This window comes from New Jersey aster yellows phytoplasma, from assembly GCF_002554195.1.
In the GTDB taxonomy this organism is placed as follows: domain Bacteria; phylum Bacillota_I; class Bacilli_A; order Acholeplasmatales; family Acholeplasmataceae; genus Phytoplasma.
Map to the genome: position 1 here is coordinate 16,736 of NZ_MAPF01000058.1, position 19,709 is coordinate 36,444.

A 19,709-nucleotide genomic window follows, 5' to 3' on the forward strand; every position below is an offset into this window, starting at 1 on the left:
AATTGAGGTAAAAAAATAAAATAAGGGGCGGAAACGGAGAAATAAAGAATGGGGATGATCGCCGCCAATAGAAAATTATTAATAAAAGATATTGATAATAAATTTAATTAATAATAAGGTGATAGCAATATTTTATAATGGTCGCAAAGGAGAAAATAAAGAAAGTAGACCACTTTCAAAAAATGGTCTAAGGAGTTTTATTTATAAAAAAGATAGATTCTAAAAATTATTAAACTAAAGTTGCTACTTTGTGAAGCAATCTTACTAATTGACTAACATAACTCATTTCATTGTCATACCAAGATATTAATTTAATAAATTTAGGTTTTTCTTTGAGGACTTGCAAAGTGTGAGAATCATATAAAGAACCATAACTTGTTCCAATAACATCCGAGGAAACAATAGGATCTGTAATGTAGGCTAAAGTTTCATTAGCAGCTTTTTTAAAAGCTGCATTGATGGTTTCTGGAGTAGTTTCTTGGATAAGTTCTGCGGTAATGTCAACTAAAGACCCTGTAATTGTAGGAACTCTAATTGCTGTACCATCCAGTTTTCCTTTTAATTCAGGAATAACTAAACTAATAGCTTTGGCAGCTCCAGTAGAACTTGGCACCATATTAAAGGCTGCAGCTCTACCACGACGTGTCCAAATGCCTTTGGGATGGTTTTGATCAATTAAACTTTGGTCGCTGGTGTAACTGTGAACAGTAGTCATAAAAGCTTGGTTGATGCCAAAATTATCATTTAAGACTTTAACAACAGGCGCCAAACAGTTAGTAGTACACGAAGCCCCACTTACAATGGCGTCTTCTTTGGTTAGGATTTGATCATTAACATTGTAAACAACTGTTTTTACATCCCCAATAGCAGGAGCACTAATTAACACTTTTTTAGCTCCAGCTTCTAAATGAAAAGATGCTTTTTCTTTGCTAGTAAAAAAACCTGTACATTCTAAAACAATATCTACTCCTAGTTTTTTCCAAGGTAAACATTGAGGGTTTTTTTCTCGAAATACAGGAATTTTTTGTCCTTCAACTACTAAATAGTTGTCTTCAAAACTAACAGCGTCTAATTTGTAAGGTTTTTGAATGCTGTCGTATTTTAATAAATAAGAAATAGTTTCTAAAGTTGCTAAATCATTAATAGCTACTACTTCAAATTTAGGATTTCCAAAAACAAGACGAAATGCTAATTTACCGATACGCCCAAAACCATTAATTGCTACTTTAACTTTCATAATTAATTAAACCTCTTTTTCTTTTTTTATATTTTTTTAATGTAAATAATGGATCTATTTATTTTTTGTGATGTTTGTAATATTTAGTAATTTTAAAAAATGATTGAAAAATAAAATAAAAATAGGGGGGGTTGTGATTACAGTTTTTCAATGCATGAAAGCCCCGGCATTGGTTTACCTTCTAAAAATTCTAAAAAAGCGCCCCCACCAGTAGAAATATGGCTGAAATTTTGATCTAGACCGTATTTAAAGACTGAAGCAGCACTATCGCCGCCACCAATAATAGTAGTTTTATTGGGTGAAAGATTACTTATTGTTTGGGCTAAAGCTTTGGTTCCTTTAGAAAATTGTTCAAATTCAAACACTCCTACAGGACCATTCCAAACAACCGTTTGAGCCGTTTGTAAATGAGTTGTGAAAAGTTCAATTGTTTTAGGTCCAATATCAAGTCCCATTACATCATCAGGAATATTATCATAACTATAAACAGCTACTTGTGTTGTTGGCGAAAATTCTTTTCCACAAACAAAATCTTTAGGTAAAACGATTTTTTTGACTTCTGGAGAAGCTAATAATTCTTTTACTAAAGGGATTTTGTCTGCTTCTAGCAAACTAGTACCTATGTTAAAACCTTTGGCTTTAAGACAAGTATAGCTCATTCCTCCACCTATCAAAAGAACATCAACTTTTTGCAAAAGGCTGCGAATAACTCCAATTTTGTCAGATACTTTGGAGCCACCCAAAACAGCAACCAAAGGTCTTTGAGGAGTTTGTACAATTTTTTTTAAAAAAGATATTTCTTTTTCGACCAAAAAACCAAAACATTTTTCTTTGATATATGTTGCAATGCCTACATTAGAAGCATGGGTGCGGTGGCATGTTCCAAAAGCATCATTGACAAAAATATCACCTAAAGATGCCCAATATTTGCCTAATTCGGGGTCGTTTTTACTTTCTTTTTTGAAAGGAACATCTTCAAAACGAGTGTTTTGTACTACTAACACATCCCCTGGAAGCATCTTGCAAACAGCTTGATTTAAGATTTTTCCTTGGGTTTCTGGAACAAACTTTACTTTTTGTTGCAAATGAAAAGCAATTTTTTCAGCTACCACTTGCAAGCTAAAATGGACTTTATCAGCTTCAGTTTTTACACGTCCCAAATGAGAAAAAATAATAACTTTAGTTTTTTGCTTAACCAAATATTGTAAAGTGGGTAAAATAGCCTTAATTCTGTTGTCATCTGTGATAACGCCGTTTTCTAAAGGAACATTTAGGTCTGCTCGTAATAAAACTTTTTTATTTGTAATGTTCATATTAGTTAAGGATTTTGTCATGCATTTATGCCTTTCACTTAATAAATATTAATTATTTTTAAGTTATTTTTAATATAAATTAGTAAATAGTTAGTTTTGATTGTGTCATTTTTATTATAAATTTGTTTTATTTTATCAAATGTTTAGAGTAATAATAATTTTTAAATTATTGATTATTATTTTAGTGTTTATGTTTTTTAATTTTTTCGATTGTTGATTATGGCAATTCGTCTTTAATGACATTTAGTTCTTCCAAGCATTGATCAAGTTCACCTTCTATAAGGTTTTATTTGCGATTGGTAAAAACTCATATTACAAAAGTTAAAAAAAACATTTCGCCTCTCATTAACCGTTGCTTTTCAAAATCATTAATTCTTTCAACAATAAATTGAATTTATAAAGAAGATTTTTCTTTTAATTTGAAATTATCGTATTCAGTTAACCTAATTTTAACATCTTTAATTAACCACTCTTAATAAAACAAAAAGTTTGGTTTCGTTTTTTCCTTTAAAATAACTGCACAAAGCTAAAATACCAACAAATAATAGTTACAAGTGTTTTAATTGCTAATAAAACAATAACTATAGTATTGTTGGTGTTCATATTTGTATTAGAACTTACCATATTTTGGACCTTTCTTCTATAAAATATAAAAAAGGAAGTTTTTTTTAATGGTAACTATATTTTTTTAAGGAAGTTATTTAAAATTAGAAATTATTAATATTAAATAATTAGGCTTTGTTGATTGAACCAAAAAGAGCTAATTTATGCCTCATTAATTCTTTAATAGCTAAAAAACCGGGATTTAATAACTTGCGCGGATCAAAGCCTTTGTCTGTTAAATCTTTTTTTCTTCGATGTATTGTCTAGTGGCTCGGGCAAAAACTAATTGAAATTCGGTATTGACGTTGATTTTTGCTACTCCCAAAGAAATAGCTTTTTTAATCATGTCTTCAGGAATGCCAGTTCCTCCGTGCAGCACTAGGGGCATTTGTTTTTTAGTAAGTGCTCTAATTGTTGCAAAAACACTAAAATCAAGTCCTGTCCAATTATCAGGATATTTACCGTGCACATTGCCAATTCCAGCAGCAAGCATATCAACACCTAAATCAGCAATTTGTTTGCATTCTTGAGGATCTGCAATTTCTCCTTTACCAATAATGCCATCTTCTTCACCACCGATGCCCCCAACTTCTGCTTCTATTAAAAGTCCTTTTTGGTGACATATTTCAGTGATTTCTTTGGTTTTGCTTAAATTTTGGGCAAAATCATAATGACTGCCATCAAACATAACAGAAGTGAAACCTGCCTCCATTGCTTGTTTGGCGGCTTCATAAGAGCCGTGATCTAAATGCAAAATAACAGGAACAGAGACATTATAAAAGGCGTCTAGTTCTCTTACCATTGCAACGACTGTTTTAAGTCCTCCCATATATTTTGCAGCTCCTTCGGATACTCCTAAAATAACAGGTGATTTTAGTTCTTCGGCAGTTTGTAAAGCAGCTTTGGTCCATTCTAAATTGTTAATATTTACTTGAGCTATAGCGTATTCTTGTTGATGTGCTTTTAAAAGAACATTTTTATCGGAAGTTAACATTTAACTTAATCCTTTCTTTGGTTTTAGATTTGCATCTAAATTGTAATTAATGAGGTTTGTTAATTGGATTTTTTGAATAAAAAAATAATTTAGGAATTTAGAAAAGTTTTTTAAGGTATAAGTGCAAAAAAATATTATTATTATTGTCAAAAAGAATGCAAATTAACGTTTTTAAAATCACAAAACAGAGAAGAAAAATATAAAAATTATAAAAGCCAGCAAAAATGTATGCTGTTTTTAAATTAAAATCCAAAAGAAAAAATTAAACTAAATGATGTAGTTTTAAAAAATCATAGAATTTATCATCGTCGATATGAGGAGCCAAAAGATTACAATTATCTTTTATTTCTTGGCAATTGGTGTTTTCCAATCCGATGCCTAAATCAGCTAATTTAAGCATTTCAACATCATTATAGCCGTCTCCTACGCAAACTAATTGATGATTGCAGTAAAGCTCTTTTAATTTTTTAATACCACAAGTTTTATTCACGCTTTGAGGAACTAAATCAACACCACCATTAGTTCTCCAATAATACTTTTGCAAGTCTTTCAAATCTTTAAGAAAATTTTGCAATTTTTCTTTGTTGGGTTCGAATAGCCACACTTGATAAACATTGTTGTGCAAATGGAATTCAGGGTCAACTACAGATTTTTTATTGGTGCAATAAAGCTCTCCTAATGAAGGCGGAATTAAGTCTTGTGGACTTGGCACAATTTCTTGTGTCATTCCTGTAAGACCTATGTGAATGTTGGCTTGATGGGCTTTTTCAATTAGTTCTTTAACTACTTCTTTTTTAAAAGGTCTATCATCAATTACTTTATCAAAATATTTAGTAAGACCGCCGTTAAAAAACACAAAATGTTTGAAATAAGGTAGCAAATCACCTAAAACATCTATTCTTTTAATGTTTCTTCCTGTGGCAACTGCTAAAACATTATCAGGGTTTTGGGATAAAGTTTGGATGGCTTTGATCGTTTGAGGAAAGATTTTTTTATATTTAGAACTTAAAAGGGTGCCATCAATATCAAAAATAAATAAAGATTCTTTTTTTTGTTTCATTTGAAACTCCTATTATCCTAACGTATTTGAAAAAAACAAAAAATGATGAAATGCAAAAAATGAAAGAAAAAACAATTAGAAAAAAAGGAGGATTAATTAATTGTAGCAAATTTAAATAAAAACATTTACCAAATCATTAGTAACAAAAAGGACAATCATTTTTTTGAAAAATATCTTTAGTGGAAACTAAGACTTGTTTGCTTGCTATTTGAGCAAAAAATAAAAAATCCTCGGTTTGGAGGGAAGCTTTTCCTGCTAAAATACCATCAATAGCGGGTTGTTCTAAAATAGATTTAATATTGGCAACAGACAACGAACCGCCATAAATAATTCTAATTGCACAAGATGCTTGGAAAGAATAAAGTGCAGTGACTTTTTCTCGGATTTGTTCAATGGTTTTGTTAGCATCTTGGGGATTTGCGCTTTTGCCTGTACCAATTGCCCAAACCGGTTCATAAGCGATGATCATGTTTTTTAATGCTTCTTCTGGAACGCCTGCAAAAATGTTGGTTAATTGTTGGTCTAAAAACATTTGAGTTTGGTTGTTTTCCTTAGTAAGAAGTGATTCACCCACACAAACAGTAGGAACTAATTTGTGTTTGAGAGCCGATAAAAGTTTTAGATTAACTGTTTGATCAGTTTCTCCAAAAAGAGTTCTTCTTTCGCTGTGTCCTAATAAAACGTGTTTGACACCTAGTGAAAGCAAATTTTGCGGTGAAACTTCACCAGTAAAAGCGCCTTCGGTTTCATAAAACATATTTTGAGCCCCTACTTGTAAATTGGCGCCTTGTAATTGTACTAAGGGATCTAATAAGGTAAGTTGGGGGAAAATTAGAGTTTGGACTTGGGTTTGATCAGGAACTTGCAAACTTACTTTTTGGATAAATTCCAGAGCTTCGTCTTTGCATTTGTGCATTTTCCAATTACCTGCAATCACTTTTGTTCTTGGTTTGTAATTCATAAATTACTCCTTTAATATTTTTTTGCAAAAAATAGATGATTAGAAAAATTTAAACTAATTTTTTAAATCAATATTTTTTGAAGTAGAAATTATTAAAAAAATAAAATATTGAATTAAAATTTGTGATAAAGAGAAAGAAAAATACGAAAAGATTTATTATTTTATATTAACATTTACAAATAAAATTATATCATAACAAGGCAAAGGCAAAAAGATTAAATGTTTAAAAAATATAAATAAATATGGTAGTTTAGATTTACTTAAAAAGGTAAATTAAAGAGTATGAGAGCAAAAAAAGAACTCAAAAGCCAAGAATCAAATCTATCTAAAAAACCACCATGACCCGGAAGGAAACTTCCAAAGTCTTTGATGCCATAATCTCTTTTAAATTTGGAAGCTAACAAATCGCTGATTTGAGAAATAATTGAAATTAAAAAAGTATAAATGGAGAATCTAATACAAGAGTCACATTTAAGAAATAAAAAGACAATCAAAACTGTTATAGTAGAACCGAAAGTGCCTAAAATAGCACCTTTTTGAGTTTTTTTAGGACTTAGGTGAGGGGCTAGGGAACTTGTTCCTAAAAATGGACAAAAACACGGGAAACGCGCTAAAAAAGCAAAAGAATCAGTGAACATAACTGATAAAACAAACAAAAAAAATAATGCCAATGTAGGAAAAATAAAGAAAAAAGACAAGCCATCAAAAAACCTATATAAAAAGTGATAAGAAAGGTTTTGCTTACATCTTTAGTTTGCAAAAAGGGTAAAAAAACTAGCATTATTAAAACTAACAAAAAAGGTAAAAATAAAAGGAGGAAAAAATAATAATTAAATAACGGTTGTTTTAAATATGATAAAAAACTTTTGAAAGGTAGCAAAAAATCATTTCTTAATTTATTATTTTGACAAATATTTTGATACAAAATCAAACAAACGCCTGTAAAAAATAATAAAGTAGAAGTGGCAACTAAACCAAATTTAATAAAGGTTTGTTTTTGGGTGTCTTTGGGGTGGTTGAGTATAAAAAACATTTCTTGGACTGCTTTTATTACTAAACTGGCAAAAACTAAAAATTTGATTTCTAAAGGAGCGCAATAATAAAAGAAAAAAGAAAATAAAACTAAGGTCCCCCCTGTTATTATTCTCTTTTTTATCATATAAACCTCCATTTTTTTAAAGCAAAAGGTAAAAATTGGGTGAAATTATTATATTTTAAAAACAAAATCATTTTAAGCTTTTGATAATTCAATGTTTTTAGTGGCAGTTTGTTTGTCAATAAGTTTAATATTTTTATCAGTTAATGTTTGAATTTGATTTAAATAAAAAGTTTCTAAATCTTTAGTAAGTTCAACTTTTTTGATTTTGTCGTTGCCTTCGCGACGAACGTTTCTGATAGCTACTTTGGTTTTTTCTGATAGTTGCTCTACTTCTTTCATTAAAGCTTTTCTTCTCTCTTCGGTTGGTTTGGGGAAGACAAGCCTTACAACTACACCATCAGTTTGAGGAGTGATTCCTAGATTAGACGCCAAAAGAACTTTTTTAATATTAGGAATTAAATTGCTATCGTAAGGTTTGATGTTGATTTGGTTACCTTCAGAAACACTAATAGAGGCTAACGTTTTTAAAAAAGTGGTCGCTCCATAATAATTAACAGTAATTTTATCTAAAATATTAGGATTAGCAGTTCCAGTGCGAATATCACAAAAATTTTTTAACATTAATTCTTGGGCTTGAGTCATTTTAATTTCTAAAGACGCAAGAATATCTTTGGCAAATTGTTGCATATTTATTCTCCTTTTGAACTAATAACAGTACCTATGTTGCCTTCTTTGAGTACAACTTTTTTGATGTTACCTTTTTTTAACATATTAAAAACTAAAATATCGATATTATTTTCTAAACAAAGAGAAGCGGCTGTAATATCCATAACTGCCAGTCTTTGAGATAAAATTTGTTGGTGTTTTATGTGTTTGATTAAAACGGCATCTTGGTATTTTTTGGGATCTTTATTGTAAACACCTTCAATATTGTTTTTAGCCATTAAAATAACATCGATGTTTAGTTCGGCAGCTCTTAGGGCAGCAGCAGTATCGGTGGAAAAATAAGGAGAACCAGCTCCTGCACCTAAAATAACTACTCTATCTTTTTCCAAATGACGAATAGCTTTGCGGCGAATATAGGGTTCAGCTACCGAAGAAACAGGAAAGGCGGTCATCACGCGTGTGATGGTGTTTGTTTGTTCTAAGGCATCTTGCAAAGCTAAAGAATTCATGATAGTTCCAAGCATTCCCATATAATCTGCCTGAGAACGATCCATACCAAGTTCTTCACCAGTGCGCCCACGCCAAAGATTGCCTGCTCCTACAATGATAGCAATTTTGACTCCTAAGTCTTTTATTTCTTTGATTTCCCAAGCAATTTTTTTAATAGTGCGAGGATCAATGCCGTATGAAGAGTCGCCTTTAAGAGATTCACCACTTAATTTTAAAAGAATTTTTTTATGCATCCACAAACCCTTTCTTCATAAACATCCGAAACATCTTTAAAAGAGTCTAAATTTGAGTTTGTTAAATGAAGTATGAAATAAAGTATTTTTGAATTATTAGTTACCCATTTCCCAACGAACATAATAAACTACATCAGTATTGTTGGCTTTAAGGTAATCTTTTACTTTTTGATCTGCATTTTTGACAAAAGGTTGTTCTGATAAACACATGTCTTTTAACATTTTGCCTAAACGATTTTCAATAATTTTTTCTATCATTTGTGCTGGTTTGTCTGATAATTCTTTGGCAGCTTGTTTGTGTAAAATCTTTTTTTCTTCTGCTAAAAATGTAGGGTCTACTTTGTCAGGAGTTAAAAATTGTGGTTTGGAAGCAGCTATATGCATCGCTATGTCTTCTGATACAGAAGGGCAGTCGTTTTTTAAAACTACCAAAACAGAAATACGTCCACCTTGGTGTTTGTAAATTCCAAAAGATTCTTGAGGCTTTTTAGTAACTTTTAAAACACGTTTAAGAGTGATATTTTCGCCCAAAACTGAGGTTTTTTCGAACAATAATTCTTGAACTGTTTTATTTTGATAATTAAAGGCTAAAAGGTCTTTAACGTTAGATAATTGTTTTTTTAAAATAATTTCTCCAAGCATTTTTACTAATTGTTGAAAATGTTCGTTTTTAGAAACAAAATCAGTCTCAGAATTGATTTCATATAAAAAAGCATTATTGCCAGCAAAAACAATATTAGTGATGCCTTCAGAAGTTACGCGTCCTTGTTTTTGAGCTGCTTTAATGATGCCTTTTTCTCTTAAAAAAACAATGGCTTTTTCAATGTTGCCTTCAGTTTGTTGTAAAGCTTTGTGACATTCATTCATTCCAGCATGCGTTTTTTGACGCAAATCCTTAATCATTTCGGCTGTAATTTTCATTTATTGCTCCATTCTAAATTTTAATAATTTGATTACTTTTAATTATAAATTGTAAAAATAAAAAAATTGTGTATTGGTTAGTTAAGGACCAAAAAAATTTAATTATCTTTGATTTTGATTTTGGTAAGATGGTTTTCTTGGTGAATCTTGGTAAGGACGTTTGTTAAGGGTGTTGTAATTTTGAGGTTTTAATGGGTTTTTGGCATCAAAAGTTTCTGCTTTTTCAGCAACACCACCATTGCCTTGAACACAAGCATTAGCCATTAACCAAATAATTAATTTCACTCCTCTAATAGCATCATCATTAGCAGGAATAATGTAGTCCACTAAATCAGGGTCACAGTTAGTGTCTACAATCCCAAAAACTTTGATTCCTAATTTTCGCGCTTCGGCAACTGCGATGCTTTCTTTTTCTGGGTCAAAAATAAAAATAGCTTGAGGCAAGTTTTTCATGTCTTTGATGCCACCTAAGAATTTTTCTAATTTGTCTCTTTTGCGCTTTAATTTCACTACTTCTTTTTTAGGAAGTTTTTTCCAAAGTCCTTCTTCTTCTTGTTTGTGGAGCAAATGAAGTAATTCGATTCTTTTTAAAATAGTTTTGAAATTAGTTAGCGTGCCGCCTAACCAACGATGATCCACGTAGTATTGTTGTGAACGTTGTGCTTCTTCTCTAATCGATGATTGAATTTGTTTTTTGGTGCCTAAAAATAAAGCTTTTCCGCCTGAAGTAATGATGTTTAGCAATTCTTGATAAGCTTTTTCAATTTCTTCTGAAGTTTTTTTCAAGTTGATGATATGAATGCCATTTCTAGAAGTAAAAATGTAGGGTTTCATTTTGGGATTCCATTTGCGAGTAGCATGACCAAAATATACTCCTGATTCTAATAATTGTTTTGTTGTAACTACTGCCATTATTATTAAAAAACTCCTTTTTATTTTGATTGATATATTTTCTGAAATATTGTAATGAATTGTGATTAAAAATAAATAAATGATAACTTTGTTTGTGTTTGGGCTTTTTCATTTTAACTATTTAATACATTTTTTAATTGTGTTATAAAATATTTGAGCAATGCATTTATACATCCCTTATGATTAAATAAAAGCTTTTTTTGAAAATTTTTTTTGGGAAGAAAAATTGACGTTTTGAATAATTATGTGATAATTATATAAATTTATAAATCATAAATATAATAACTAAAAAAAATTAAATAATTAAAATTGACGGGCAAAATGGTTTTCCTGGTAACAAAAACAGCAACAAACAAACAAATGAATTAAAAAAATAAGAACAAAAAATAAAATGTTTTTAAAATGATGAAAATAAATAACTTTTTTCCTAACATATTTTATCATATTTAAAACCATTTAACAATGTTTTTGTTGAATGGAGTGCAATTTTGTTACTTTGTGCTACCAAAACCGCCTTTTCTGTAAAAATTATTTTCTTTTTCTTGGGTAATTTGGAAAAAGGTTTGAAAAATTCCTTGTGCAATTCTTTCACCTTTGAAAACTTGAACTGGGCTTTTAGAAAAATTATACAAAGCAATAAAAATATGACCTTCATTTTGCAAATTATTATAATAATCACTATCGACTACTCCCACGCCGTTGGCAAGGGTAAGTTGTTTTTTTAATGGCAAAGAAGACCTTACATAAATTAATAAAACTTCGTTACAAGGAAAATATGCTTTAATTCCTGTGGGAACCAAAATGACTGTTTGCGGTGGAATTTCAATGCTTTGGGATGCTTCAAAATCATAACCAGCGCTGAATTTGGTTTGACGTTGGGGAAGATTGATTCCTTGATTTTGATAACTGCTTACTTTTTCAAAAAAACGGTTTGTTTTATTCATAAAATTAAACCTTGGCTTTCTTTTGGGGGTAGTTAGTAATTTCATTTCTAAATTAATAAATACAAATCACAAAATAAAAGTAATAAAAACGAGAGACAAAAAATAATTAAAAAAGGGTGATAAAAATATCAAAAAATGAGTTTAAATATTATAAAAAAGTTAAAGATTCCAATCAACAGCTTTAATTCCACAAGTTTGCAAATAAGTATTGGTTCGAGAAAAGGGTTTAGATCCAAAAAAACCTCTATGAGCGGAAAAAGGGGAAGGATGGGGACTTTTAATTATGCAATTTCGGGATTGACAAATGTATTGTTCGTATTTTTGAGCAAATTTGCCCCACAAAACATAAACTATATGCGGTTTAGCTTGCAAAGCTTGAAAAATAGTTTTGGTAAATTCTTGCCAACCAATTTGATGATGACTTAAGGGTTTATCTTTTTCAACAGTCAAAATAGCATTAATCATCAAAACGCCTTCTAGTGCCCATTTAGTTAAATTATTGGTGCAAGCAGCAATTTGTAAATCATTTTTTAATTCTTTAAAAATATTGGATAAACTAGGTGGTTTTTGGAGTGTTTTTACACTAAAAGACAAACCGTGAGCTTGATTTTTGCGATGATAAGGATCTTGCCCCAAAATAACTACTTTCACTTTTTCAAAAGGAGTTAAATTAAAAGCTGCAAAAATATCTTCTTGATTGGGATAAATAATTTTGTGATTGGTTTTTTCTTCTTGCAAAAAAGTAAATATTTTTTTAAAATAAGGTTTGGTTTTTTGATTATTAATGATTTGCCACATTAATTGTTTACCTTTTGTTTTGTTATTATCAAAATTATTGTTCTATTATTGTATAATTTGGCTTTATTTGATTGTATTTTGTAATTATTTGGCTGCTTTTAGTTCTTTCATTAAAGCATATAAGAGATACGCCATAATCATTAAATAAACGATTATTAAAAACAAATATAAGGGGCGTTGGAATAAAAAAACAAAGAAAGAACGAATATAATCAAATAAATTTCTGATGAATGAAAAAATATAACGGTGTTTAAAAATATATTTTCCTACAATTTTGTCATAAGGAATTTCTTTTTCGTATGGAAGTTGGGGTTCATTTGCATCACCCCAAGTACCAATTAATTTTTTATTTGGATCATTAGAAACAACTCTATGAATAATAAAACGCTTTTCTTTGGCATCTTGTCTTTCTTCTTCAGAAACATTAGGATTATTATAATGAGGGTGTTCGAAAATTACAATATCGCCGTCTTTTGGATTATTTATGCCTACTTTATAAGGTTTGGTTATGGGATTTTTGGTAATTTGTTTCCCGCCAACAGGCATAAGTTTGGAAGCATCCCAAACACCTATAATAAAAACTTCATCTCCAGGACCATGTATAAAAGGCTCCATGCTGCCAGAAGCAACAGGAAAATGAGCAATACCTAGATATTTGGCTGAATATGCAGGAAAAAAAACATTACCCAAAGAAGCAATAAAGAGATAGATTAGAAAAAAATCTAAAATAATAATCATACTTTTTTAAAATTAAAAAAAGTATTTCGTTTTTTGACTTTGTGGTTGAATTTTTGTTTTATTTTTGAACATAAATAATTATCATAATAATGAATTATTTTCCTTTTTTATTTATTAACTATGAATTATTTTAAACTATACAAATTAATTATAGCACAGAACAAGTTTTTTTTGATAAAACAATTATAAGTGCTAAAAAAAATATTATTATTATAAAATTAATGTTATAATAATATTGATAATACTATATATAATCAAAAGCTTATTATAAAATAATGATTATTCTCACAATGAATTGAAAGATAAATTACATTCCATATAAGAATTTCGCAATAATAAATTAAAAAATATGAAAATTACAAAATTAAGATATAGATTTGCAACTATTACAACTACTTTTGTATTATTGTTGTTAGTGGTGCTGATTTTTAAATCTTTTGACAATATTGATAATATAAGCCCAACAAAAAACGAACCTAATCATAATGTGGATGTTATTCAAGAAAAAATCTATAACATGGATGGAAACATTGACCATATTTTGGATTACGATAGCAAAACAAATCAAAAAATTAAACTCACAGCATTTAATGAAGAAGAAGGGTGTGTTTGGTATATCATAGAATATGATTTGCAAACTGCCAATAAAATAAGACAAACTGTCTTTGGCAATGATGGAAATATCATAAATATTAAAGAATACGATCCACATACGCAAAATTTAATTAAAGAAATAAGTTTCGCAGAAGGAACATCAAATATTTTATATATGTATGAATGCGATGCTAAAGGTGGAAATATCATAAAAGAAACTCATCATAATAGTCAAAATGGCAAAATAGAATATATTTTAGAATATGACCCTCAAACCCAAAATAAAATTAAACATACAAAGTATTTTCCTAATGGAAATATCGATTATATAAATAAATACGACCCCAAAACAGAAATAAGAATTTGGTGCGAAAAATACAAATATCAGAGCAAAAATAATGTTAAAGATATTTATAATTATGATCCTAATAGTGGCGATGTCATAGAAAACAATGACAATTAGAATTGTTGGGAAAAATGTTTAAAGGCAAAAGCAAGACTAGTTTAAAAAGGTAGTTTTTCGAAATAACAAAAAGAAAAAGCATGCAAAAGGAGCTTTTGCATGCTTTCATCCTAATATTTTATTTAATTTTTTAATTGTTGTTGTTTTTTATGTCCTAAAGCTTTATTAATGTGTAAAAAGTCTTCTGGATGAACGTACAAAACTCTATCATCATAACTATAATAAGTTTTTTTAGTGTAATCTTGTAAAATTTCGAACTGCATTTCTTCAATGTTATTTAATTTTTCTAAAACTTGTTTCAAAGTTTCTGGAATTTTATCCCAAAAATTCTTTTGTGAGTTAAAAGTTTGGGCATTATTAGGGATGGTATCAGCTTTGGATTGCTCTTGTTTTTCTTCTAATTCTTTGATTTTTTGTTTCATTTCTAATTCAAAGATCTTTTGATTAAAATAAGTTTCAAGCATTTTATGCTTTAATTCTAAAAGATCAGTTTGCGAACGGTTATTATCTTTTTTGTCCATCATCTCCATTAATTTTAAATTAATTAGACAATTAGAATCAAAGTCTTTGTTATTAATTAAAACATTGGGAATTTGAGGTTGTTCGTTTTTATTATTGTTGTTTTTGCTCTCTTTAAACGATTTAGAAGGACTAAAGAAAGCTGCAATGCGAAAATTGATAACATAAATGAAAATTAGCGTTTTAATTACTAATTTTACTAAAAGAAATATCAGTACAGGGAACAAAACAGCTCCAACAACCCAAATCCAATGGTTATTGGAAACCCAAGTTGCCAATTCTTCAAATCTCAAAAAACCAACCTCCTAATAAAAGCTTCTGTAAAACTTTTATACTTTATTTGTTAGCTTCATAAAAAACTTAAATATGGCTTATATTTATTTTATCATAAAACTTTATATCTACACCTTTATTTAATCAAAAAAAGAAACAATTGTCAATTAATTTTGGTGGTTTTTTGAGATAAAGTTGTTTTCTTGGAATTTTAGAAAAGATAAATAAGTTTTTTTGAGATTTAAAGGGTAAAATGATTGAAAAAATGCGTTTTAAAATATTTTAATAAAATAAAAACATCAATTAAGCTTTTCTGATAAACACTTTTTTTACTTTATTAAAATATTTTTCTTGGGGTAATTTAATTTTGGCAGGGATATCAGGATTCGAACCCGAACGAGCGGTTTTGGAGACCGTTATGCTACCGTTGACATCATATCCCTTAATTTGTAAGTAGGTTGTATGGTACGGGTGACAGGATTTGAACCTGCAAGCCTAAGCGCTAGATCCTAAGTCTAGTGCGTCTTCCATTCCGCCACACCCGCTTTTACATTTGTTATTTTCGTTCGTTAATAACTAATAAACAGTTATAAAATGGCAGACCCAGCTGGATTTGAACCAACGAATCACGGAGTCAAAGTCCGTTGCCTTACCACTTGGCTATGGGCCTCAATATAAATTTATAATCTGGATATTTTATTATTAAATAATGTTTATAATATTTTTTTTGTATTTTTATATTTTGTGTAATATATTCTGGGGCGGCTAGTGGGAATCGAACCCACGCATATCGGCGCCACAAGCCGCCGCGTTAACCACTTCGCCATAACCGCCAAATAATTTTAATAATTAAAATTCAATAACATAAAATATTATACCTTGATTTTGTTAATTTGTAAAGTAAAAAAAGTTAAGTGAGTTGTTTTTATAAATTTTTTTAGTCAATATTTTTTGTGAAAATGTTTAAAAAAGTTTTTAGGGTATAAATTGAGATAAAAAATATGTATCCAAAAAGAAGCAAAAGAAAAAAAGGATAAGTCCAAAAAAGTTTAAAAAGAAATTCCCAAAATATATTCCCAACAACAAGTTCTTAAAAAATAATATGAGAGATTAAATTATGGAAATTATTTTTATCAAAATGAAAATGACTTCGAAAACTAACAAAAAATAGCTAATTTTATTTGGCGGAGGAAGAGGGATTCGAACCCTCGCATCTTTTTAGATCTACACGCTTTCCAAGCGTGCCTCTTCGTCCACTTGAGTATTCCTCCAAAAATCCAAAAACTATAAAAGTTTAATTAGATTTATGATTTAATTATTAGCCGCAAAAGCAAAAGCATTCTTGCTGATCGTCTTTATATTGGTTAGTTTTGTTTTGTTTTAAACGCAAAACATCTTGAGCAATAGCAAGTTCTTCGTTGGTAGGAATGACAAAAGCTTTAATGGTAGAATCAGGAGTTGTAATAAGTTCTTGTTTGCCTTTAACTTTGTTTTTTTCTTCGTCTAACTTAATTCCTAAAACTGATAAACGTTTAATAATTTCGGAACGAAAAAAAGAAGAATTTTCGCCAATACCAGCTGTAAATACTAAAGCATCAATTCCTTTTAATAATACGTAATAACTAGCAATATAATCAACTATGCGCTTAACTTGGATGTCGTGTGATAAAATAGCTTGCTGGTTGCCTTCTTTAATGCTTGCCAAAATATCACGAGTGTCATTAGAAATACCTGATACTCCTAAATAACCTGATTTTTTATTCAAATCATCGATAACACAAGCAACAGTTTTGTTTTCTTTTTCAGATATAAATTTCACTACTGCAGGATCAATATTTCCACTACGAGTTCCCATAGGAACCCCTTCTAAGGGAGTGAAACCCATAGAAGTATCAACTGATTTACCAGAATCCACTGCACACAAAGAAACGCCGTTGCCAGCATGACAAATAATGATTTTGGCGTTGTCTTTAGCCAAAATTTGTTGCATTTGCTCAGTTACGTATTTATAAGATGTACCATGAGCTCCGTATTTTCTAATTTGGTATTTTTGGTACCAGTAATAAGGAGTGGCATATAAAAAATTAACTGCGGGCATGCTTTGGTGAAAAGTAGTATCAAAAACAGCTACTTGAAAAGTTTGAGGAAGTACTTTTTGAAAAGCTTTAATACTTATTATGTTTGCGGGATTGTGTAAGGGTGCTAGGTCGCATAAACTTTCAATTTGAGCAAGGGTTTTTTCAGTTAAAACGGCAGAATCACTAAATATTTCTCCACCTTGAACTACGCGGTGCCCTACTCCTTCTATTTCTTCCAAAGCATTAATAACTTTTTTTTGAATCAAAGCATCTAGCAATAACTCTACCGCTGTTTGATGGTTTGGCACTTCTAATACTTGTTTGTCTTTTTTGTCTTTGGTCTTCATTGTTAAAACAGCTTGATTGCTGCCAATTCTTTCAAATAAAACTGAAACAATTACTTCTTGTTGTGGCATTTCTAATAATTGAAATTTTAAAGAAGAACTACCAGAATTTACCGACATAATTTTCATATATTTTTCTCCGATTTTTGATGTATAATAATTTATTTTTTGTTTATATATTATTTTTTTGGTTGAGTTTGTTTTAATTATTTGTTATTTGATTTATTTTTTATTAATTTTTTGGTAAAATTTCAAGCAAACAATATATTCCCCAAGCATGAAAACAAGTTCCTGCAATAACAAAAAGATGCCAAATAAAATGAAAATATTTTTTATTATCTTTAATATAAAAATAGATGCCTAAACTGTAAAAAACACCACCAAGTAAAACGAAATAAAAAATATTGGTTTCCCACATTGCAGGCACTAACAAAAGCCCACTCCAACCAAGCAAAGCATAAAAGATTAAATGAATAATTTTTCCTTTATTCATCCAAAAAACTTTGCATATGATACCTGAAAAAACTAAAATACATTGGCAAACAAAAAAGAATTGTCCTTTGGAAATTGGCACACTTGCTAAAGCAAATAAGGGTTTTTGTAATTCTGGCAAAAGTAACAAAATAGGGGTAAAAGTTCCCCAAATTAATAAATAAATACTAATATGATCTGTCTTTTGAAAAAAATTATGAGCTTTGGTAAAGGATAAAGAATGATACAAAGTACTCATCAAATAAAGAATAATCATCGATATGCTAAAAACAAGCACAATATAACCGTTAGGATTTGACATTGAAGAGGTTTTAAGACAAAAACAAACAAGAATAAAAAATCCTAAAGGAATCATTAAACCATGGGAAATGGCGTTGGCAATTTCTTCACCCAAAGTTTGTTTATCACTTGGTTTAGTAGAACATTTCAGAATAAAACTCCCTTCTTGCTTGGAATATGCAGCAATTAATGAAATTATAAAAAGTTTAGAAATTATACAAATTATAAGAAAAAATAAGGAAAATAAGGAAAATAAGGAAAATAAGGAAACATTTAAAAAATAATAATTCATTTTATTAAATAATTTATAAATTAGATTAAATTGTAATAAAAACTAATTCTTATATATTCTATCACATAAAAGTAGTTGTTAAACTAAATTTGGTAAATTGACAAAAGACAAATATATGGAGTTTCACAACATGCTTCAAAATATAATAATGTATGGTCAGCAAATAAGGTTATAATATTTAAGGAAACTGAGTTTCCATAGAAAAGGAATATTTTTAATGAAATCTATTCAAACTAAATACTACAAGTATTTAATAATTATAACATTTATTATCGCACTAATGATTTTGTTATCTGCAATTATTTTTATTAATCAAAAAAATAAATCCGCCCCTAAGGCAAAATTAAGCCAACCCCTTCCTGAAATCAAAACCACTCACAAGACAAATATTATTGAACATTATTTAGGTCTAAATCCTAATTTAGAAAATTTAAAAAAAGAATTTAGAAAAATAAACCCTGATTGGAACCAAGAAGTTTTTGCTTATAATTATCATATGCTTTCTAAAAATAATGCAAATCAAAAAATTACTGATGCTATCCAAAACAAAATTTTTGCTATTTTTTTAAACTTTAATGATGAAAAAATTACATCATATCAAACTCAAAATAATCTTTTAGATGCCTTAAAGCAAAATCAAAACAATAAAATTCATATTTTTTGGAAAAAAGAAAAACCAAATCCCACTCTTATATTAACTTTTCAAGACCAATTATTGCATAACATAAATAAATGGCAACAAACGGCAACAAATATTTTTGATAAATTACAAACCTATATTAATGATATAGATCAAATATTAAAAAAACCACTAACACCACTTGAAAAAAATAAAATTGTAATTGATATGAATACAGGCAAATGCAAAATCACAGAAATTAAAGATTTTATAAAACAAAATTTGATGGCTAATTCAAATGCCAAACTTGAATCTGATCCAGAACAAAATATTTTAATAAAAAAATTAAGGAAACAATCTTTTAATTTAATGGAATTGAGAACAAAATTCCAAACTCTCCAAAAAATATCTCAAAAAATATCTCAAAATGTCAATATAACTACCATATTTCAAAAAGATATGCAAGAATTAGAAAACCTTATAAAAACAACTATATTAGAAATTATAAATGAATCTGATAAATTAAATATATAATTTTCATAAATAACTAATGATTTTTTTTATACATTTTTTTCTTCAATTCTTCCAAAATTTGTTCTACAATAGCTTTAACTTGAGGATTGACAAAAAGAATCTGATTTTTAACTTCAAAATAAGTTTTTTACTACAATTTTCTAAATACACAATTTTTAATTTATCAATATTAACTTTTTTCTAACATTCTTCTAATTTTTTGTTTCTTTGGCTTGTTTTTTAACTATGAATAT

Annotated in this window: 19 protein-coding genes, 5 tRNA genes and 1 pseudogene; 3 read left to right on the top strand and 22 right to left on the bottom strand. The window is 29.0% G+C overall.

All coding sequences use genetic code 11. The features are described from left to right. Nucleotides 1-229: 229 nt before the first annotated feature. The 14 genes and pseudogenes from gap to BBA70_RS02955 all read right to left on the bottom strand — a co-directional run bounded on the left by gap (nt 230) and on the right by BBA70_RS02955 (nt 12,989). Nucleotides 230-1,237, bottom strand: a complete 1,008-nt coding sequence (gap, locus tag BBA70_RS02890; protein WP_011412824.1) for a type I glyceraldehyde-3-phosphate dehydrogenase — start codon at nt 1,235-1,237, stop codon at nt 230-232. Nucleotides 1,238-1,374: 137 nt separating this feature from the next. After that, nucleotides 1,375-2,571 carry a phosphoglycerate kinase gene (locus BBA70_RS02895; protein WP_011412825.1) on the bottom strand — a complete coding sequence of 399 codons (1,197 nt, stop codon included), beginning with the start codon at nt 2,569-2,571 and terminating at the stop codon, nt 1,375-1,377. 710 nt (nt 2,572-3,281) lie between these two features. Continuing rightward, a pseudogene (fba, locus tag BBA70_RS02900) lies at nt 3,282-4,147 on the bottom strand (class II fructose-1,6-bisphosphate aldolase). 262 nt (nt 4,148-4,409) lie between these two features. Next, the gene (locus BBA70_RS02905) at nt 4,410-5,207 is read right to left on the bottom strand and encodes an HAD-IIB family hydrolase (protein WP_011412827.1); all 798 of its coding nucleotides are present in this window, start codon (nt 5,205-5,207) and stop codon (nt 4,410-4,412) included. 136 nt (nt 5,208-5,343) lie between these two features. Continuing rightward, complete coding sequence (gene tpiA, locus BBA70_RS02910; protein WP_011412828.1) at nt 5,344-6,168, bottom strand: triose-phosphate isomerase; 825 nt, start codon at nt 6,166-6,168, stop codon at nt 5,344-5,346. Between the two features lie 260 nt (nt 6,169-6,428). Next, the gene (locus BBA70_RS02915; protein WP_252861624.1) at nt 6,429-6,806 is read right to left on the bottom strand and encodes a phosphatidate cytidylyltransferase; all 378 of its coding nucleotides are present in this window, start codon (nt 6,804-6,806) and stop codon (nt 6,429-6,431) included. Then, nucleotides 6,779-7,327, bottom strand: coding sequence for a hypothetical protein (locus BBA70_RS02920; RefSeq protein ID WP_252861625.1), 549 nt, complete (start codon nt 7,325-7,327; stop codon nt 6,779-6,781). The genes BBA70_RS02915 and BBA70_RS02920 overlap by 28 nt, the downstream gene beginning before the upstream one ends. A 72-nt stretch (nt 7,328-7,399) precedes the next feature. Next, entirely contained in the window at nt 7,400-7,954 is a 555-nt protein-coding gene (gene frr / locus BBA70_RS02925) for a ribosome recycling factor (protein WP_011412830.1), read from the bottom strand. Nucleotides 7,955-7,956: 2 nt separating this feature from the next. Further along, nucleotides 7,957-8,682 carry a UMP kinase gene (pyrH, locus tag BBA70_RS02930; RefSeq protein ID WP_011412831.1) on the bottom strand — a complete coding sequence of 242 codons (726 nt, stop codon included), beginning with the start codon at nt 8,680-8,682 and terminating at the stop codon, nt 7,957-7,959. Nucleotides 8,683-8,772: 90 nt separating this feature from the next. Further along, on the bottom strand, nt 8,773-9,597 hold the full coding sequence (gene tsf, locus BBA70_RS02935; RefSeq protein ID WP_011412832.1) for a translation elongation factor Ts: 825 nt from the start codon (nt 9,595-9,597) through the stop codon (nt 8,773-8,775). Between the two features lie 102 nt (nt 9,598-9,699). Continuing rightward, on the bottom strand, nt 9,700-10,509 hold the full coding sequence (gene rpsB / locus BBA70_RS02940) for a 30S ribosomal protein S2 (protein ID WP_011412833.1): 810 nt from the start codon (nt 10,507-10,509) through the stop codon (nt 9,700-9,702). A gap of 491 nt (nt 10,510-11,000) precedes the next feature. Then, the gene (gene dut, locus BBA70_RS02945; RefSeq protein WP_041639907.1) at nt 11,001-11,453 is read right to left on the bottom strand and encodes a dUTP diphosphatase; all 453 of its coding nucleotides are present in this window, start codon (nt 11,451-11,453) and stop codon (nt 11,001-11,003) included. A gap of 159 nt (nt 11,454-11,612) precedes the next feature. Then, on the bottom strand, nt 11,613-12,251 hold the full coding sequence (locus BBA70_RS02950) for a uracil-DNA glycosylase (RefSeq protein WP_011412835.1): 639 nt from the start codon (nt 12,249-12,251) through the stop codon (nt 11,613-11,615). An 84-nt stretch (nt 12,252-12,335) separates the two neighbouring features. Further along, complete coding sequence (locus tag BBA70_RS02955; protein WP_238374405.1) at nt 12,336-12,989, bottom strand: S26 family signal peptidase; 654 nt, start codon at nt 12,987-12,989, stop codon at nt 12,336-12,338. A gap of 349 nt (nt 12,990-13,338) precedes the next feature. Between BBA70_RS02955 and BBA70_RS02960 the strand changes: the two genes are divergently transcribed. Beyond that, complete coding sequence (locus tag BBA70_RS02960; RefSeq protein WP_011412837.1) at nt 13,339-14,046, top strand: DUF2963 domain-containing protein; 708 nt, start codon at nt 13,339-13,341, stop codon at nt 14,044-14,046. A 122-nt stretch (nt 14,047-14,168) separates the two neighbouring features. Here BBA70_RS02960 and BBA70_RS02965 read toward each other — a convergent pair whose 3' ends face one another. From BBA70_RS02965 to trhA, 8 genes are all read right to left on the bottom strand, one after another. Next, nucleotides 14,169-14,858, bottom strand: a complete 690-nt coding sequence (locus BBA70_RS02965; RefSeq protein ID WP_011412838.1) for a hypothetical protein — start codon at nt 14,856-14,858, stop codon at nt 14,169-14,171. 348 nt (nt 14,859-15,206) lie between these two features. Then, nucleotides 15,207-15,281 (bottom strand) — tRNA-Trp (locus tag BBA70_RS02970). A gap of 20 nt (nt 15,282-15,301) precedes the next feature. Further along, nucleotides 15,302-15,383, bottom strand: a tRNA-Leu gene (locus BBA70_RS02975). A 50-nt stretch (nt 15,384-15,433) separates the two neighbouring features. Then, nucleotides 15,434-15,508 (bottom strand) — tRNA-Gln (locus tag BBA70_RS02980). Nucleotides 15,509-15,595: 87 nt separating this feature from the next. Continuing rightward, a tRNA-His gene (locus BBA70_RS02985) sits at nt 15,596-15,671 on the bottom strand. A gap of 349 nt (nt 15,672-16,020) precedes the next feature. Further along, a tRNA-Ser gene (locus tag BBA70_RS02990) sits at nt 16,021-16,109 on the bottom strand. A gap of 47 nt (nt 16,110-16,156) precedes the next feature. Further along, on the bottom strand, nt 16,157-17,389 hold the full coding sequence (locus BBA70_RS02995; protein ID WP_011412839.1) for an acetate kinase: 1,233 nt from the start codon (nt 17,387-17,389) through the stop codon (nt 16,157-16,159). Between the two features lie 103 nt (nt 17,390-17,492). Beyond that, on the bottom strand, nt 17,493-18,146 hold the full coding sequence (gene trhA, locus BBA70_RS03000) for a PAQR family membrane homeostasis protein TrhA (protein WP_252861626.1): 654 nt from the start codon (nt 18,144-18,146) through the stop codon (nt 17,493-17,495). On the opposite strand from trhA, the gene BBA70_RS03005 reads away from it, so the two are divergent. Then, nucleotides 18,127-18,315, top strand: a complete 189-nt coding sequence (locus BBA70_RS03005; protein ID WP_252861627.1) for a hypothetical protein — start codon at nt 18,127-18,129, stop codon at nt 18,313-18,315. The two genes, trhA and BBA70_RS03005, sit on opposite strands and share 20 nt — an antisense overlap. A 225-nt stretch (nt 18,316-18,540) precedes the next feature. Next, nucleotides 18,541-19,476, top strand: a complete 936-nt coding sequence (locus tag BBA70_RS03010) for a hypothetical protein (RefSeq protein ID WP_011412841.1) — start codon at nt 18,541-18,543, stop codon at nt 19,474-19,476. Nucleotides 19,477-19,709 lie beyond the last annotated feature (233 nt).